This is a genomic window from Mycobacterium sp. SM1, assembly GCF_018361265.1.
Classification (GTDB): domain Bacteria; phylum Actinomycetota; class Actinomycetes; order Mycobacteriales; family Mycobacteriaceae; genus Mycobacterium.
On sequence record NZ_JAFLNH010000003.1, the window covers coordinates 259,201 to 273,009 of the forward strand.

Sequence of the window (13,809 nt, forward strand, 5' to 3'; positions counted from 1 at the left end):
GGCGGGCCGCCGCCCTGGACCCGGGGCGGGAATTTTGTCACACTGGTGTTGTGAAATTCCGGCCGGGCGGCACCGCGAAGGGCCTTTCGCCTGCGCGCGGCGCCGACTGTGTGCCGCAGGATCGTCATACCCGCCGCGCGATCGTGCAGTTGCTGCTGGAGTCCGGCCCGATCACCGCCGGTGAGATCGGCGACCGGCTGCAGCTGTCGGCAGCGGGCGTGCGCCGTCATCTCGACGCGCTGATCGACGCGGGGGAGGCCGAGTCGATCCCCGCGGCGGCATGGCAGCACGCGGGACGCGGGCGACCCGCGAGGCGTTACCGGCTCACCGCGGCGGGACGGGGCAAGCTGGGTCACGCCTATGACGACCTAGCGTCCGCGGCCATGCGCCAACTCCGGGAAATCGGCGGTGAGGACGCGGTCCGGGCTTTCGCCCGGCGGCGCATCGACGCGATCCTCGCCGGGGTGAAGCCGGCCGCCGGTCACGCCGACGCCGCCATCGAGGCGGCCGCCGGGCGGATCGCCGACGCGCTGACCAAGGCCGGGTACGTCGCCACCAGCACCCGGGTCGGTGGGCCCATTCACGGGGTGCAGATCTGCCAGCACCACTGCCCGGTGTCGCACGTCGCCGAGGAATTCCCCGAGTTGTGTGAGGCCGAGCAGCAGGCCATGGCCCAGGTGCTGGGTACCCACGTGCAGCGGTTGGCGACCATCGTCAATGGCGACTGCGTGTGCACCACCCACGTCCCGCTCACGCCCACCATCACCAAGACCGACGGTATCCCGGCGCCCAGCGGGCGCCGCAGCGTAACGAGCACCGAAGGAGTCTCGATATGACCCTCACCACGCCAGAGGCCACTCCGCCGGTCACCGGGCCGTTGACCCAAAAAGAGGCGATCGCGTCCCTGGGCCGGTACGGCTACGGCTGGGCGGACCCCGATATGGCGGGCGCCAGCGCGCGGCGCGGGCTTTCCGAGGACGTGGTACGTGACATCTCGGCGAAGAAAAACGAGCCGGAGTGGATGCTTCAGAACCGGCTGAAGGCGCTGCGCATCTTCGAGCGCAAGCCGATGCCCACGTGGGGCGCCGACCTGGCGGGCATCGACTTCGACAACATCAAGTACTTCGTGCGCTCCACCGAAAAGCAGGCCGCAAGCTGGGATGAGTTGCCCGCGGACATTCGCAACACCTACGATAAGCTGGGCATCCCGGAGGCGGAAAAGCAGCGGCTTATCGCCGGTGTCGCCGCTCAGTACGAGTGCTTGGCCGGGGACTGCCTGGTGTGGACCGCCAACCGCGGGCCGATCGCGATCAAAGACATCAGCTACGGAGACCGGGTATTCGCCTACGACGAGGCGGGCGAGCGGTTCGTGGTGGCGCCGGTCAAGGCGTCGGCGCAGACCGACACCCGGATGACCTACGAGGTGAAGACCACGCTGCGCAGCATCCGCGCGACCGCCAACCATCCGATGCTGGTATTGCGCGACGAGCGCACCGCAGGCGGCCGGCGCCGCTCGGCGCGGCGGTGGGTCACCGTGGGTGAGCTGCGGCCGGGTGATCTCATCGCGGCGCCGCGGCGCATTCCGGAATACGGTGTGCCCGCTGAGCTCCCAAGCGTTACCGGGCTGATGACACCGCCGACGAGCTCTGTCGACGTGATGTGGTTGCTGGGTTTGTTTGTGGGCGGCGGGAACCTGTGGCGGTCGACGACGCCTGGCGTGCAGTTCGCGATCCCGGCCACCGATGCCGGGCTGCGGGCCGAGCTGGCCCGTATCACCACGGAGGTGTTTGGCCTGCGTTGCACCGAGGCCGACGAGTCCGGTGTTGTCGTGAGCTCCCCGGGGTTGACCGAGTGGATCACCGAGCTGGGCTTCGCCGGCCTGACGGCGACGAAGCGGGTCCCCGATTGGGTCTACTCGCTGCCGACCGATCAGCGACTGGCGTTCCTCGGCGGCTGGGTTGACGTCGGCGGCGATGTCCAGCCGGATGGCGGCGGCTCGGTGGCACTGACGGGCGTCGACGGCGCATTGCTCGAGCAGGCGCGCGAACTGGCCGATCTCTGCGGATTGCGCGCCCGCGGACCGCGGTCGTTCACCCGGCCGCGCCGCCACGCCCCCGAGCGCACTCAGACCGCTTGGCGGCTGGTCATCTCCGATGATGTTGAGCGGCTGGGGTGCCGCAACCCGAAACGGCTCGATCGCGTCAACCCGCGCCGCTGCGGGCGGTCGGCCGCCGGGATGCCTGATCCGCGCCGCGACGAGTGGTTGGGCTTCGAGCGGGTCGAATCGATCCAACCGTACGCGGTGGAGCCGGTGTATGACATCGAGGTCGACGGGCCGCACAATTTCGTCGCCGAGGGCCTGGTGGTGCACAACTCCGAGGTGGTGTACCACAAGATCCGGGAAGACCTTGAATCCCAAGGAGTTATCTTCCTCGATACCGACACCGGGCTGCGCGAGCACGAGGACATCTTCAAGCAGTACTTCGGCACCGTGATCCCGGCCGGGGACAACAAGTTCTCCGCGCTGAACACCGCGGTGTGGAGCGGCGGCAGCTTTATCTACGTCCCGCCGGGCGTGCATGTCGACATTCCGCTGCAGGCCTACTTCCGGATCAACACCGAGAACATGGGCCAGTTCGAGCGCACCCTGATCATCGTCGACGAGGGGGCCTACGTCCACTATGTGGAGGGCTGCACCGCGCCGATCTACAAGTCGGACTCGCTGCACTCGGCGGTGGTGGAGATCATCGTCAAGCCGCACGGCCGGTGCCGGTATACCACCATCCAGAACTGGTCGACCAACGTCTACAACCTGGTGACCAAGCGGGCCCGCGCCGAAGCGGGCGCCACCATGGAGTGGATCGACGGCAACATCGGCTCCAAGGTCACCATGAAATACCCGGCGGTGTGGATGACCGGCGAGCACGCCAAAGGCGAGGTGCTCTCGGTGGCGTTCGCCGGCGAAGGCCAGCACCAGGACGCCGGGGCCAAGATGCTGCATTTGGCGCCCAACACCTCGAGCACCATCGTCTCCAAGTCGGTGGCCCGGGGCGGCGGGCGCACCTCCTACCGCGGCCTGGTCCAGGTCAACAAGGGTGCGCACGGATCCCGGTCGAGCGTGAAATGCGATGCGCTGCTTGTTGATACAGTAAGCCGCAGTGACACCTACCCGTATGTCGACATCCGCGAGGACGACGTCACGATGGGCCATGAGGCCACCGTGTCCAAGGTCAGCGAAAACCAGCTGTTTTATCTGATGAGCCGCGGGCTGACCGAGGAGGAAGCCATGGCGATGATCGTGCGCGGCTTCGTCGAGCCGATCGCCAAGGAGCTGCCCATGGAGTACGCCCTGGAGCTCAACCGGCTGATCGAGCTGCAGATGGAGGGTGCGGTCGGATGACGGCCCAGAACCTGGCGGAGGTCGCAGAGCAGCCACCGGCGGGGTCTCAACTTGCCGCGCCGAACAAGGCAGCGCAGTTCTGCTCGTTCGACGTCGACGCTTTTGAGGTTCCCGGGCATCGTGACGAGCTTTGGCGGTTCACCCCGCTGCGGCGGCTGCGCGGCCTGCACGACGGCTCGGCTGGGTCTCACGGAAAGCCCACCGGCAGCGCGCAGATCACCGTCAGCGAACGGCCCGGCGTGCGGGTGGAGGCCACGCGCCGCGGCGACCAACGGTTGGGCCAGGGTGGTGTTCCCGCTGATCGTGTTGCAGCACAAGCGTTTTCGTCGTTCACCGTGGGGACGATCATCACCGTCGAGCGCGGCACGCACACCGCTGAGCCGCTGGATATCGTCGTCACCGGCCCCGGCGAGGGCGCGACCGCCTACGGGCACCTGCAGGTCCGGGTCGAGGAATTGGCCGAGGCGGTCGTGGTCATCGACCTGCGGGGCAGCGGAACCTACGCCGACAACGTCGAATTCGTCGTGGCCGACGCCGCCCGGCTGACCGTGGTGTGGATCGCCGACTGGGCCGACGACGCCGTGCAGGTGAGCATGCACCACGCGGCGCTGGGCAAGGACGCGGTGCTGCGCCATATCGCCGTCATGCTCGGCGGGGATCTGGTGCGGCTGACCGGGCGGGTGCGCTTCGACGGCCCCGGCGGCGACGCCGAGTTGCTCGGCCTGTACTTCGCCGACGCCGGGCAGCACCTCGAGTCGCGCCTGCTGATCGACCACGCCCAGCCCGACTGCACGTCGAGCGTGCTGTACAAGGGTGCGCTGCAAGGAGATCCGGCGTCTGAGCGGCCCGATGCGCACACGGTGTGGGTGGGCGACGTGCTGATCCGCCCGGCGGCCACCGGCACCGACACCTTCGAGACCAACCGCAACCTGGTGCTCACCGACGGCGCGCGTGCCGACTCGGTGCCCAACCTGGAGATCGAGACCGGGGAGATCGCCGGCGCCGGACACGCCAGCGCCACCGGACGATTCGACGACGAGCAACTGTTCTACCTGCGCTCCCGGGGTATTTCCGAGCAGCAGGCCCGCCGGCTGGTGGTACGGGGCTTCTTCGGCGAGGTGATCTCCAAGATCGCGGTGCCGAGCGTCCGCGAGCGCCTGACCGCCGCCATCGAGCACGAATTGGCCATCACCGAGAGAACGGCAGCCCCATGACGACTTTGGACATCAAAGACCTGCACGTCAGCGTCGCGGACCCCGCGGACGGGCAGCGGGCGATCCCGATCCTCACCGGGGTCAACCTGACGGTGCGCTCCGGTGAGACGCATGCGCTGATGGGCCCCAACGGGTCGGGCAAGTCCACCTTGTCGTACGCGATCGCGGGCCACCCGAAATACGCGGTGACGTCGGGGTCGATCACCCTGGACGGCGCGGACGTGCTGGCGATGAGCGTCGACGAGCGCGCTCGGGCCGGGCTGTTTTTGGCCATGCAGTACCCCGTCGAGGTGCCGGGGGTGTCGATGTCGAACTTCCTGCGTTCGGCGGTCACCGCGGTCCGCGGCGAGGCACCCAAGCTGCGGCACTGGGTCAAAGAGGTCCGCAGCGCCATGGCCGCGCTCGGCGTCGACCCGGCCTTCGCCGAGCGCAACGTCAACGAGGGTTTTTCGGGTGGGGAGAAGAAACGCCACGAGATCCTGCAGCTGGGACTGTTAAAGCCCAAGATCGCGATCCTCGACGAGACCGACTCCGGCCTGGACGTGGACGCGCTGCGGGTCGTCAGCGACGGGGTCAACCGCTACGCCGAGGAGGTGCACGGCGGCATCCTGTTGATCACGCACTACACCCGCATCCTGCGCTACATCCGTCCGCAGTACGTGCATGTGCTCATCGGCGGGCGCATCGCGCAATCCGGTGGTCCGGAATTGGCCGAGGAGCTCGATAGAAACGGCTACGTGCGGTTCACCCAGACCGATGGCGGCGAGCCGCTGCGCCCGGATGCGGCGCGCTTGCGGTTCACCCCGACGACGGCAACCGGGGTTTGATGATGACGAGTTCGGTGGCCGCGCTGGACCTGGCCGCGATTCGCGCCGACTTTCCCATCCTGAAGCGGGTAATGCGCGGCGGAAAGCAGTTGGCCTACTTGGACTCCGCAGCCACGTCCCAGCGTCCGCTGCAGGTGCTTGATGCCGAGCGGGAGTTTCTCACCAGCTCCTACGGCGCCGTGCACCGGGGCGCCCACCAGCTGATGGAGGAGTCCACCGACGCCTACGAGCAGGGCCGCGCCGGCATCGCGGCGTTCGTCGGCGCCGACCCCGACGAGCTGGTGTTCACCAGGAACGCCACCGAGGCTCTGAACTTGGTCTCGTATGTGTTGGGCGACAACCGCTTTGAGCACGCCGTTGGTCCCGGGGACATCATTGTCACCACCATGCTGGAACACCACGCCAACCTGGTGCCCTGGCAGGAGCTGGCCCGGCGCACCGGCGCCAGGCTGCGCTGGTACGAAGTGACCGACGACGGGCGCATCGACCCGGATTCGCTGCGGCTCGACGAGCGAGTCAAAGTCGTTGCGTTCAGCCATCACTCGAATGTGACCGGCGCGTTAGCACCGATCGGCGAACTGGTCGCCCAAGCCAGAGCCGTTGGCGCGCTGACCGTGCTGGACGCCTGTCAATCGGTGCCGAACCGACCGGTCGACTTCCATCAGCTCGATATCGACTTCGCCGCGTTTTCTGGGCATAAGATGCTAGGCCCCAACGGAGTTGGTGTGCTTTATGGTCGCCGCGAGCTCCTCTCGGCGATGCCGCCGTTCCTCACCGGCGGTTCGATGGTCGAGGCAGTGACCATGGAGGCTACCAGCTACGCGCCGGCGCCCCAGCGGTTCGAGGCCGGCACCCCGATGACCTCCCAGGTCGTCGGGCTGGCCGCGGCGGCGCGGTATCTGAGCGCCATCGGCATGCACACCGTCGCGGCCCACGAACACCGGCTGGTGGCGGCGGCGCTGGAGGGCCTCTCCGGTATCGAGGGTGTGCGGATCATCGGGCCCGCATCGATGGAAAACCGCGGATCGCCGGTGGCGTTCGTCGTCGAGGGTGTGCACGCCCACGATGTGGGGCAGGTTCTCGACGACGACGGCATCGCGGTGCGCGTCGGGCACCATTGCGCGATGCCGTTGCATCGGCACTTCGGTGTGGCGGCCACCGCGCGCGCATCGTTTGCGGTGTACAACACCGTTGAGGAGGTCGAGCGTCTGGTGGCCGGCGTGCGGCGGGCGGTGGACTTCTTCGGCGGGGCGTGATGCGGCCATGCGCCTGGAGCAGATCTATCAGGACGTGATCCTCGATCACTACAAGCATCCGCAGCATCGGGGGCTGCGCGAGCCATTCACCGCGCAGGTGTACCACGCCAATCCGGTGTGTGGCGACGAGATCACGCTGCGGGTCACCCTGTCCGGGGACGGTCAACGGGTCACCGACGTCTCCTATGACGGGCAGGGCTGTTCGATCAGCCAGGCGTCGACCTCGGTGCTCACCGAGCAGGTGATCGGCCAGAGCGTGGGCCAGGCCATGAAGACCGTCGAGGCCTTCACCGAAATGGTGTCCTCGCGGGGCACCGTCGCCGGTGACGAGGACGTCCTGGGCGATGGGGTCGCGTTCGCCGGGGTGGCCAAATACCCGGCGCGGGTGAAATGCGCGTTGCTCGGCTGGATGGCGTTCAAAGACGCGCTGGCCCAAGCCACCGAGGATTTCGAGGAGGGAGCCGATGAGCCAAGCCACCGATGACGAGTTGCTCGCCGACGTCGAGGAGGCGATGCGTGATGTCGTCGACCCGGAGCTGGGTATCAACGTCGTCGACTTGGGACTGGTCTACGGCATCGACGTGGCGGAGGGCGAGGAGGGGACCGTCGCGCTGATCGCGATGACCCTGACGTCGCCGGCCTGCCCGCTGACCGACATCATCGAGGATCAGTCCCGGACCGCGCTGATCGGCAGTGGGTTGGTGGACGAGGTGCGCATCGAGTGGGTGTGGAACCCGCCGTGGGGGCCCGACAAGATCACCGACGAAGGCCGGGAGCAACTGCGCGCCCTCGGTTTCACGGTCTGATTCGCTCCCTGTGAATCGCGCCCGCCAGCGCGGTGCCAGCCGGCGCCAGCCAGAGGCGGCCGGGGCGGACCGTTTCTAGCCGCGCCGGTAGTGGGGGATGTGATGGCGATGCCCGCCCAGTGGCGGGCATGGTTGCAGCTCGATTGCCGTGGCTTGCAGCACGCCGCTGTTGTCTTTGGCTCCCTGCGCCGCCAGGCACTTACCCGCAACGATCGCTTGCGCGGGGGCGGGTGTCTGTTTTGTGAAGGAGGTCGTGGTGGTGACGCTCACGGCGGTCGGGGTGCTCGTGCCGTCCGCCTCCAGGTGGGCGAGGGTGATGGCGGTGTCCGAGACGGCGGCGACCATGCCGCTGATGTCCGGTTTCTCCGTGGGCGCGCTCGCCGCCGGCGGTGACGGGCACCTGCCGCCCGTGGGCGCGCTGACCGTCACCGATCTGGCGATGATCGCGGCGCCGGCGGGTGTGTCCTGGGCGGCGGGACGCACGGTGGCGCAACGGCCGACGGTGACGTCGGCCAGCCGGGCGGGGGTGGTCTCGATGATGTGTGTCGATGCCGTGAAGGCCACCGTGGCCGCGCTTCGATCCCGCTGCGTGAGCCGGATCCTGTTGTCCGCCACCGACCTGATCACACCCTCGACGTGGTCTGCGCCCCGGGTGGGAGGCGGCGCGGGCGGGGCCGTCAGGCGCGTCGGGCTTGCCGGGGTAGCCGGTGTTGCGGGGTTGTGATCCGCCGGTGTGCCGCAGCCGTTGAGCACCAACGCGGTGGCAGCGATGAGCGTCAGGCCCGCGAATCGTCCCGGTCGCGGGCGACATGGGGTGTCAGACATGATGCTCTCCAGCCGCCGGCGGTGCCCGGCACTGCCTATTGTGCCCGCCCCCGGGCGGCGATGTGGGCCTTTATGTTTATGCCGCTCGTGTCGTCACCCCCGGGCAACCAATCGCGCGGCGGATGCGATCCCCGGATGCTCAGAAAACCGCCTCGGGAAGGGCCATGAGCTCGCCGTCGAGCGAGTCGATGATGCGGCGCAACGCGGTAAGGTTCGGCAGCATGTTTTTGGCGAAGAACCCGGCGGTGGCGATTTTGCCCCGATAGAACGCCGCGTCGGCCGCCGGCCCGTTAGCCAAAGCGGTGTGCGCGACATCCGCCCCTGCCAGCAGCCGCCAGCCGATGAGCAAGTCACCCACGGCGAGCAAGAATCGCACCGATGCCAGCCCAACTTTGTAGATCTCCGTGGGTTGGCGGGTGGCGCCCACGAGGTATCCGGTCAGGCGGGCCGTCATCGCCGTGACGTCCTCGAGCGCGATACGAAGCCGCTCGGCGGTGGGCCGTAAGGTGTCGTCGCAGGTCTCGATGGTGCGTCTAATCTGCGACGCCACGTGATCAAGGGCCTGGCCGCGGTCGCGCACGATTTTGCGGAAGAAGAAATCCAGCGCCTGGATGGCGGTGGTGCCCTCATAGAGCGAGTCGATCCTGGAATCGCGGATGTACTGCTCGATGGGGTAGTCGGACAAATAGCCCGAGCCGCCCAGCGTTTGCAGCGATTCGGTCAGCATTTCGTAGGCGCGTTCTGAGCCGGCCCCTTTGACCACCGGCAGCAAAAGATCGGCGACCCGGCGCGCCATGTCGGGGTCGGTTCCCGAAACATGTTGCGCTAAATCCTCGTCCTGGTGTGCGGCGGCGTACATGTACAGGGCGCGCAGACCCTCGGCGTAGGCCTTCTGGGTCATCAGACTGCGGCGCACGGATGATGGATGATCGTGACCGTTACAAACGTAGTTGGTCGTTGTTGGCCAACTGTGCCGGGGTAACGGTTGCCCGGCCCGGATCACCGCGTACGTTCCGGGAAGGTGGGCGAGATTCGGTTCCTCGCGTCCTTGGTCGGTGGCGGCTACCGGTGGTCACCTGTCGGCTGTCGGGCCCGGCCTGGTTGGTAGCTCTCACCACATGATCCTCTGGTCGCTGTGGTGTCACACCTTCCCGCCGCCGGGCTGAAAAGCCTTGGGCGCGACGCCCGATCACGGTGGCTGCTGCCTGGTGTCGGGTGACGTTGGGGTAGGGGCGCTGCCAGTGTTGGGCGCCCCAAATGCTGCTGTAAGCCGGGTTGACTGCCAGCAGTTGGATGCCGGCGACCGCGGCCATACCGGTCAGCCGGGTACGGAAGACCGCGGTCGGGATGCGTGATATCACGGTGTGGCGGAACCGTTTCCCGGCCGCGCCGCGGCCCATAGTTTCCCGCCCGCTCATCCTGGCGTCGGCGAAGTCGAGGTCCTCCACCGCGATCGTCGCAACACCGTGGCGGCGCGTGTACTTGATCAGTGCGGTGATGGCGTGGCGGACCTGGGCGTCACGCCGCGACGCCGACCCGGTGAGGTCGATGTCGATCCGCCTGGGCGCACCCACGGGGTTGCCGTGGGCGTCCAGCCGGCGCACCGCCAGGTGCCCATCGTTGAGATCCACTCCCACCACCGACCCGATGGCGTAGACGCCGTCGCCGACTGCGCAATTGTCGCGGCCTACCCAGTACGGCACAGACGGGATCGCCCACGCCGCGGTTAGATACACCCCAGCCCTGCCGGGTTTGCGGCTGATCGCGTAGGACACCGAGTTAGCGCCGATGATCCGCTGGACCCATTCACCGCCGCGGTGCGCGAACACCGCGCTGCCGGAGAGGACGTAACGGCCTCGTGGGGCGTTCGCGAAGTGTTCCAACGGTTTCGGCAACCGAATACTGACCTGCCCGGCCGGGGTCACTGTGATCGTGAGATTCCCGAACGGTTCATCGGGCGAGCCGTTCGCCCTGATTCGCCACCGGGATGCCTGCCACCGCCGGCGCCACTGGGCTTCGGTCAGACCGGCCTTGTCGAGGTGATGGCGCGTCGCAGCCAGGCGTTTACCGCCCTCCACCACATGCGCCACACCGGCGGCCTGATCCCGTTGCACCCGGGCCAGCTCGCCCCGTAGATGCTGCAGCCGACGTTGCTTCTGGAAACGTTCAGCTTGGTTGGCATACCCTCTGGCGGCCTTGGCTTTTCGGCGGGCCTTGCGCTCAGCGACGGACAGCATGTCCGCGGTCGGCGCCGCTAGACGCGCCTCGATGGTGGCGATCGCCGCCCGTAACCCCGCCACATGGCGGTACTGGGCATCGCGGGCCCGGCGGACCTGATCATCATTGGCGGCGATGATCGCATTAGCCCACCGCGCCGACGACGCCGCAGTCAACCCTTTCTTGCGGGTATTTAGCCGATCCCGACGCAGCTGTCGCCGCTCATCGGCGTTCAGCGCCGCGTCGACCGGCCCGGGCCGAGACACCACGGCGAGATCAGCGCGACGCAACCGGCCTAGATGCTCAGCCACACGCTCTAACACCTGATCGTCCTGCGATGTCGTGCGCACCCGGGTGCTGATCGCCACGCCCACCGGTGCAGCGACCGGCTTCACCCCGCGCCACGCGCGCAACTCACGATCGGTCATGCCGCATCACCGGATTCGGTTTCAGCTGACACCGCGGCCCGTAGCCGCTTCGTCTTCGCTGAGCGCTGCCCGTACAGTCGGCCGGCGAAGCTGGTCACGATGGCCAGCATGTCGCGCGCCAGCTCTGATTCAGCCGACTCATTCTCAGGCCGGCCGATGTAGACCACCGACACCCCATAGCCGGCCAACAAGTGTTCGATCACCCCGACCCCGAACCATGCCAGCCGGTCAGGATGCTCCACCACCAGCCGATCCACACCGGGTTTCATGCACTCGCTCAACGCTTTACCCAGCCCAGCCCGGCGGTCCGCCAACCCGGACGCGACATCGGCAAACACGATCAAATCGATGCCATGTTCCTGTAGTCGCGCGACCTGCCGATCGAGGTCACCTTCAGCCTGCTGCCGCCGCGACGACACCCGCGCGTACCCAACAGCCGTGCCCGTTGGAGGTTTACGCGTGAGGGCATCGAGGTCACCGACCCGGAAGATCCGTCGCCCACCAGCACTGCGGGCATCGGGCAACCGGCCCTGTTGGGTGTAGCGGCGCAACGTACGCGTCGACACCCCCAACCGGTAGGCCGCCGCGGTCGCCGACACATAATCATCAGGGCCACGATGAGCCAAGCCTCACCAATGCCTCATCAGGTCTTCGACCGGAAAAGGCAATTCGAGGCCATCTTCGGCCAGCATCGCCCGCACATCCGCTGCGGTGACGTTCTCGCCGTCCTTGATCGCGTAGAACGCCGCCTGTTCGAGGTGCTGCACGAATTCTGGGTGCTGCCCACACCAACGCTGCACACGTCGTTTCGCCGCGGCGCGCTCGCGCTTCTTCTTCGCCGACATCGACTTAAAGGCGTGTGCGCGGTGCGCGTTTTGCGCGGTCTTATATCCGTAGCCCTGAGCATCATCGAGCACCTCACCGGTCGCCTCGTCGACGACGACATACCGCTTGTCATAGCTGCTGGACAGCGAGGCGCTGACGACAACCTTCGCGCTCATCGCATTTCCTCCATCACGCATCGAACGCACCACCACCATGGCCAATAATGACCAACAAAACCATCCGAACCCAGACCGGCGAGAGTCCAGCAGTCACATACTCTCAAACAAGTCCGACAACAACCGGCCGACCGCTACCGGCCAACAAAATCACCAGCTGTTCTCAACCCGCGGCGCGGTCTTGTCGGCAATCTGAGTCAGATCCGCACCCTGCGCGCGGCGTTTGGCGAAGGCGAGCGCGTTGAGGTATCCACTGGACAGCGTGCCGGCAGCTTTGACACCGATGGTCATGCGGGCGTGGGTGATCACGGTGAACATCTGCGCGATGCCCTTGTGCACGCCGCCGACCAGGTAGCCAACAGCGGGCAATCCGTTGGCACCGAAGGTCAATTCACAGGTTGGTGAGGCTTTCAGACCCATTTTGTGTTCCAGCTGGGTGGCGAACACCCCGTTGCGGGAGCGAAGTTCAAGGGTGTGCGGGTCGAACAGGTACTTGGGCACATAGAACAGGCTTAAGCCCTTGGTGCCCGGACCGGCGCCCTGCGGGCGAGCGAGCACGAGATGGAAGATGTTCTCGGCGGTGTCGCCCACGTCACCGCCGGAGATAAATCGCTTGACACCCTCGATGTGCCACGTCCCGTCCGGCTGGGCGATGGCCTTGGTCCGGGCCGCCCCGACATCAGAGCCGGCATCGGCCTCGGTCAGTACCATGGTGGCCGACCAGCCGCGCTCCAGCCCCATTGCCGCCCACCGCTTCTGCTGTTCGGTACCCTCCAGGTAGAGGGCATTGGCGATCGCCGGGCCCAGGCTGTAGTAAAACCCCGCAGACGGATTGGCGCAGTAAAGCATTTCGTTGATCGCCCAGGTCAGCGGGGCCGGGGCGGCAACGCCGCCAATCTCTGTGGCCAGGCCGATACGCCACCACCCGGATTCCTTAACGGCTTGCACCGTCTTGGCCAATTCTGCCGGCACGTCGATGGTGTGCCGATCCGTGTCGAGTGCCGGTGGATGACGGTCGGCCTCGGCGAACGACTCGGCGACCGGACCCTCGGCAAAACGAGCGGCTTCGCCAAGCATGGTGTGCGCCATGTCAACATCCAGATCGCGGTAGCGGCCCACGCCGAGGACCCTGCCGATGTCGAGGACCTCGAAGAGGTTGAACTGCAGATCACGCACGTTGGCGATGTAGTGCCCCACGGTTTTCCTTCCCCGCAAAACTATCCGCCAAATCACTTGCAACGCTTCATCACAGTGTGTAGCACCGACAATAAGATACGCAACCGTAACCTACGCTGACGGAACCGTAACCTACGCCGGCGTAACCCCGGCACGCGCATCGAGTCGGGTAAGCAGTGAATATCCCAGCGTGGCAGTAGGTTTCGAAATCAGGCGGCGAGATTAGCGGCGAACGGATTGTTCCCGGCGGTATCCGGATCGTCCCTGCCTGGTGGGGTTGATCGGGTGGGGAAACGTGTCACTGACACCCAGGCGGAGGTGCTCGCTGTGATAGACCGCCTCGTCGAGCAGCGCGGCGACGTGGTTGTCGTAGAGCCGGTAGACGATGTTGCGCCCGCTGCGATCGCCGGCCACCAAGCCCAGGTTGCGCAGCAGGCGGAGTTGATGGGACACGGCGGGTTGCTCCATTCCGACCGCGGCCGCCAGCTCGGTCACCGAGCACGGCGATTGCCGCAGCCGGGTGAGGATGCGTAGCCGCGTCGGCGAGGCCAGCGCCTGGAGGGTTTCGGCCACCTTGCCGGCGGCGATGGGGTCCGTCAGCAGCGGCTCGGTGCGGCTGTCCATGTCATGTGCCACCTCCAAATTCAACCACACAACGA

General features: G+C 66.9%; 13 protein-coding genes and 2 pseudogenes. 8 read left to right on the forward strand and 7 right to left on the reverse strand.

Annotated elements, in window-relative coordinates; genetic code table 11:
• The first annotated feature begins 14 nt into the window (after positions 1-14).
• The 7 genes from MSM1_RS14395 to MSM1_RS14425 are packed head-to-tail and all read left to right on the forward strand — an operon-like array spanning position 15 to position 7,503.
• The gene (locus MSM1_RS14395; RefSeq protein ID WP_213444460.1) at positions 15-836 is read left to right on the forward strand and encodes a metalloregulator ArsR/SmtB family transcription factor; all 822 of its coding nucleotides are present in this window, start codon (positions 15-17) and stop codon (positions 834-836) included.
• Positions 833-3,400, forward strand: coding sequence for a Fe-S cluster assembly protein SufB (gene sufB, locus MSM1_RS23010; protein ID WP_213443417.1), 2,568 nt, complete (start codon positions 833-835; stop codon positions 3,398-3,400). Before MSM1_RS14395 ends, sufB begins: the two co-directional genes overlap by 4 nt.
• The gene (gene sufD / locus MSM1_RS14405) at positions 3,397-4,614 is read left to right on the forward strand and encodes a Fe-S cluster assembly protein SufD (RefSeq protein ID WP_213443418.1); all 1,218 of its coding nucleotides are present in this window, start codon (positions 3,397-3,399) and stop codon (positions 4,612-4,614) included. The genes sufB and sufD overlap by 4 nt, the downstream gene beginning before the upstream one ends.
• Entirely contained in the window at positions 4,611-5,441 is an 831-nt protein-coding gene (sufC, locus tag MSM1_RS14410) for a Fe-S cluster assembly ATPase SufC (protein ID WP_213443419.1), read from the forward strand. The genes sufD and sufC overlap by 4 nt, the downstream gene beginning before the upstream one ends.
• Positions 5,442-5,443: 2 nt before the next feature.
• Positions 5,444-6,697: a cysteine desulfurase gene (locus tag MSM1_RS14415; RefSeq protein ID WP_213444462.1), complete on the forward strand. Its 1,254-nt coding sequence runs from the start codon at positions 5,444-5,446 to the stop codon at positions 6,695-6,697.
• 7 nt (positions 6,698-6,704) lie between these two features.
• Positions 6,705-7,181, forward strand: a complete 477-nt coding sequence (gene sufU, locus MSM1_RS14420) for a Fe-S cluster assembly sulfur transfer protein SufU (RefSeq protein ID WP_213443420.1) — start codon at positions 6,705-6,707, stop codon at positions 7,179-7,181.
• Positions 7,162-7,503 (forward strand): metal-sulfur cluster assembly factor, encoded by a 342-nt coding sequence (locus tag MSM1_RS14425; protein ID WP_213443421.1) that lies wholly within the window; start codon positions 7,162-7,164, stop codon positions 7,501-7,503. The genes sufU and MSM1_RS14425 overlap by 20 nt, the downstream gene beginning before the upstream one ends.
• Before the next feature lie 75 nt (positions 7,504-7,578).
• On the opposite strand, the gene MSM1_RS14430 is transcribed toward MSM1_RS14425, so the two are convergent.
• Complete coding sequence (locus MSM1_RS14430) at positions 7,579-7,848, reverse strand: hypothetical protein (protein WP_213443423.1); 270 nt, start codon at positions 7,846-7,848, stop codon at positions 7,579-7,581.
• Between the two features lie 7 nt (positions 7,849-7,855).
• Here MSM1_RS14430 and MSM1_RS14435 point away from each other — a divergent pair, with 7 nt between their 5' ends.
• Positions 7,856-8,227 carry a hypothetical protein gene (locus tag MSM1_RS14435; RefSeq protein WP_213443425.1) on the forward strand — a complete coding sequence of 124 codons (372 nt, stop codon included), beginning with the start codon at positions 7,856-7,858 and terminating at the stop codon, positions 8,225-8,227.
• A gap of 240 nt (positions 8,228-8,467) precedes the next feature.
• On the opposite strand, the pseudogene MSM1_RS14440 reads toward MSM1_RS14435, so the two are convergent.
• From MSM1_RS14440 to MSM1_RS14465, 6 genes and pseudogenes are all read right to left on the reverse strand, one after another.
• Positions 8,468-9,256, reverse strand: a pseudogene (locus MSM1_RS14440) (acyl-CoA dehydrogenase C-terminal domain-containing protein); the annotation flags it as partial.
• A 10-nt stretch (positions 9,257-9,266) separates the two neighbouring features.
• Positions 9,267-10,973, reverse strand: coding sequence for a hypothetical protein (locus MSM1_RS14445; RefSeq protein WP_213443429.1), 1,707 nt, complete (start codon positions 10,971-10,973; stop codon positions 9,267-9,269).
• Positions 10,970-11,572 carry an IS607 family transposase gene (locus MSM1_RS14450; RefSeq protein ID WP_213443431.1) on the reverse strand — a complete coding sequence of 201 codons (603 nt, stop codon included), beginning with the start codon at positions 11,570-11,572 and terminating at the stop codon, positions 10,970-10,972. Before MSM1_RS14450 ends, MSM1_RS14445 begins: the two co-directional genes overlap by 4 nt.
• Positions 11,573-11,602: 30 nt before the next feature.
• Complete coding sequence (locus MSM1_RS14455; RefSeq protein WP_213441075.1) at positions 11,603-11,974, reverse strand: hypothetical protein; 372 nt, start codon at positions 11,972-11,974, stop codon at positions 11,603-11,605.
• Positions 11,975-12,139: 165 nt separating this feature from the next.
• Positions 12,140-13,171, reverse strand: a pseudogene (locus MSM1_RS14460) (acyl-CoA dehydrogenase family protein); the annotation flags it as partial.
• A 201-nt stretch (positions 13,172-13,372) separates the two neighbouring features.
• Positions 13,373-13,774: a metalloregulator ArsR/SmtB family transcription factor gene (locus tag MSM1_RS14465; RefSeq protein WP_213444465.1), complete on the reverse strand. Its 402-nt coding sequence runs from the start codon at positions 13,772-13,774 to the stop codon at positions 13,373-13,375.
• Between the last annotated feature and the right edge of the window lie 35 nt (positions 13,775-13,809).

Bases quoted from the DNA above. Each gene is read 5' to 3' on its own strand.
- MSM1_RS14430 (WP_213443423.1), bottom strand. From the start codon at position 7,848: ATGGTCGCCGCCGTCTCGGACACCGCCATCACCCTCGCCCACCTGGAG.
- MSM1_RS14415 (WP_213444462.1), top strand. From the start codon at position 5,444: ATGACGAGTTCGGTGGCCGCGCTGGACCTGGCCGCGATTCGCGCCGAC.
- sufC (WP_213443419.1), top strand. From the start codon at position 4,611: ATGACGACTTTGGACATCAAAGACCTGCACGTCAGCGTCGCGGACCCC.
- sufD (WP_213443418.1), top strand. From the start codon at position 3,397: ATGACGGCCCAGAACCTGGCGGAGGTCGCAGAGCAGCCACCGGCGGGG.
- sufU (WP_213443420.1), top strand. From the start codon at position 6,705: ATGCGCCTGGAGCAGATCTATCAGGACGTGATCCTCGATCACTACAAG.
- MSM1_RS14425 (WP_213443421.1), top strand. From the start codon at position 7,162: ATGAGCCAAGCCACCGATGACGAGTTGCTCGCCGACGTCGAGGAGGCG.
- MSM1_RS14455 (WP_213441075.1), bottom strand. From the start codon at position 11,974: ATGAGCGCGAAGGTTGTCGTCAGCGCCTCGCTGTCCAGCAGCTATGAC.
- MSM1_RS14465 (WP_213444465.1), bottom strand. From the start codon at position 13,774: ATGGACAGCCGCACCGAGCCGCTGCTGACGGACCCCATCGCCGCCGGC.
- sufB (WP_213443417.1), top strand. From the start codon at position 833: ATGACCCTCACCACGCCAGAGGCCACTCCGCCGGTCACCGGGCCGTTG.
- MSM1_RS14435 (WP_213443425.1), top strand. From the start codon at position 7,856: ATGTCCGGTTTCTCCGTGGGCGCGCTCGCCGCCGGCGGTGACGGGCAC.
- MSM1_RS14445 (WP_213443429.1), bottom strand. From the start codon at position 10,973: ATGACCGATCGTGAGTTGCGCGCGTGGCGCGGGGTGAAGCCGGTCGCT.